The organism is Pseudomonas sp. PB106 (assembly GCF_009764645.1).
Classification (GTDB): Bacteria; Pseudomonadota; Gammaproteobacteria; order Pseudomonadales; family Pseudomonadaceae; genus Aquipseudomonas.
Genome location: NZ_RWIM01000154.1, coordinates 1 through 2411, shown reverse-complemented (window position 1 = coordinate 2411; position 2411 = coordinate 1). Strand labels below are relative to the sequence as shown.

At 60.2% G+C, this 2411-nt stretch carries 2 protein-coding genes; one reads left to right on the top strand and one right to left on the bottom strand.

Annotated elements, in window-relative coordinates; translation table 11 throughout:
- Positions 1–63 precede the first annotated feature (63 nt).
- Positions 64–960, bottom strand: coding sequence for a LysR family transcriptional regulator (locus tag EJA71_RS20200; protein ID WP_158959351.1), 897 nt, complete (start codon positions 958–960; stop codon positions 64–66).
- Positions 961–1078: 118 nt separating this feature from the next.
- On the opposite strand from EJA71_RS20200, the gene EJA71_RS20195 reads away from it, so the two are divergent.
- On the top strand, positions 1079–2353 hold the full coding sequence (locus EJA71_RS20195; RefSeq protein ID WP_158959350.1) for an MFS transporter: 1275 nt from the start codon (positions 1079–1081) through the stop codon (positions 2351–2353).
- The last annotated feature ends 58 nt before the right edge of the window (positions 2354–2411 follow it).

Here is a 2411-nt window from a genome sequence, read left to right as displayed (position 1 = left end):
AGATCGCAGCCTTCGGCAGCTCCTACAGGGATCAATGTAGGAACTGCCGAAGGCTGCGATCTTTTAGGCGGACTCGACCTTGCGCGTGAGCAGTTCAACAAACGCCTTGGCCATCGGTGATTTCTGATCCTTGCGCTGAACCAGCCACACCGCAGACACCGCCTCCGGATCGAGCAACGGTCGATAGACCACGCCGTCGATGCGCATCCGCTGGTAGGACGCCGGCAGCACCGATACTCCCAACCCCGCCGCGACCAGTCCGATGATGGTCATTGCCTCGCCAGCCTCTTGGGCAAAGTGCGGACTGAATCCGGCATCGCGCGCCAGGCTCAACAACTGCGCATACAAACCGCTGCCGTAACTGCGCGGAAAGAACACGAACGGCTCCAGCGCCAGCGCTGAGAGGAACAGCCCTTCCTCACTGCCCTGCGCCAGCGGATGCTTGGAACCGAGCACTGCGACCAGTGGCTCGCGCATCAACTCGACCACGCTCAACGAGTCCGGTAACCCCAGCGGACGCATGATCCCCACCTCGATCGACTGATCAACTAACGCATCTGCGACCATCGTGCTGCTCATCTCGCGCAGGTTCAGGTGCACTGCCGGGAAGCGTTGGCGAAAGGCAAAAATTGCCTGCGGAATGGTCGAGTTGAACGGTGCCGAAGAGGTAAAGCCGATCTTCAACTCACCCAGTTCACCGAGTTGCGCACGCCGAGCCACATCCGCCGCTTTATCGACCTGCGCCAGCACCAATCGCGCCTCTTCGAGAAACAATCGGCCAGCCTCGCTCAACTCTACCCGACGATTGGTCCGCTCAAACAGCCGCGCGCCGACTTCCTGTTCCAGCGCCTGAATCTGCTGACTCAGCGGCGGCTGGGAGATGCCCAGCACCTGTGCGGCCCGGCCGAAGTGCAGTTCTTCGGCGACGGCGATGAAGTAGCGCAGATGGCGAAATTCCATGGATATCCCATTAGGTCGTAAAAGCTATCAAACAGGTCGAACAATATATTGGATAGAAACATTAGCCAGCTATATGATTTTTTCATCGCCTGCCTGGCCGTGCCCCCCGAGGTCTGAAGTGAAAACTGCTGTCGCGCCCCTAGCCCATGAAGTCCCGCCTGCTGCGGCGGACGATGTCGTCGCCGAGCTGCAAGAGATCTACATCGAGAAAGGCACGCCGATGTTCATGCGCACGGTGCTGGCGCTGTTCAGCGGCGGCTTCGCGACATTTGCTCTGCTCTACTGCGTGCAGCCGATGATGCCGCTGTTGTCCCACGAGTACGGCATCAATGCGGCGCAGAGCAGCCTGATCCTCTCGGTGGCCACCGGCATGCTTGCCATCGGCCTGCTGATCACCGGGCCGATTTCCGATCGGATCGGGCGCAAACCGGTGATGGTCGCGGCGCTGTTTGCGGCGGCGCTGTGCACCATGGCCAGCGCAATGATGCCGAGCTGGCACGGCGTGCTGATCATGCGCGCGCTGATCGGGCTGTCGCTGAGCGGACTTGCGGCGGTGGCAATGACCTACCTGAGTGAAGAAATTCACCCGCAACACATTGGCCTGGCGATGGGTTTGTACATCGGCGGCAACGCGATTGGCGGGATGAGCGGGCGCTTGATCACCGGTGTGTTGATCGACTTCGTCAGCTGGCACACGGCGATGCTGGTGATCGGTGGGTTGGCGATGATTGCGGCAGCGGTGTTCTGGAAGATCCTCCCGGAGTCGCGCAACTTCCGCTCGCGTTCACTGCACCCGCGCAGCCTGCTCGACGGTTTCACCATGCACTTTCGCGATGCCGGGCTGCCGCTGCTGTTTCTTGAAGCGTTCGTGCTGATGGGCGCGTTCGTCACGCTGTTCAACTACATCGGTTATCGCTTGCTGGCGGCGCCGTACAACCTTGATCAGGTGTTCGTGGGCTTGTTGTCGGTGGTGTACCTGTCGGGGATCTACAGTTCGGCGAAGATCGGATCGTTGGCGGACAAGCTGGGACGGCGCAAAGTGTTGTGGGCAACCATCGCGTTGATGTTCGCCGGCCTTGCGTTGACGATGTTTACGCCGCTGTTGCTGGTAATCGTCGGCATGTTGATCTTCACCTTCGGCTTCTTTGGCGCGCACTCGGTGGCGAGCAGCTGGATCGGCCGTCGTGCGACCAAAGCCAAGGGCCAGGCGTCGTCGTTGTACCTGTTCAGTTATTACGCCGGCTCGAGCATTGCCGGGACGGCGGGTGGGGTGTTCTGGCATATGGGCGGGTGGAACGGGATCGGCCTTTTTATCGGTTCGCTGTTGTTGATTGCGCTGCTGGTGGCGCTGAAACTGGCGAAGTTGCCGCCTCTCGGTGGTGTCAAAGCTTAAAAGCAAAAGATCGCAGCCTTCGGCAGCTCCTACATTAATCCCATGTAGGAGCTGCCGA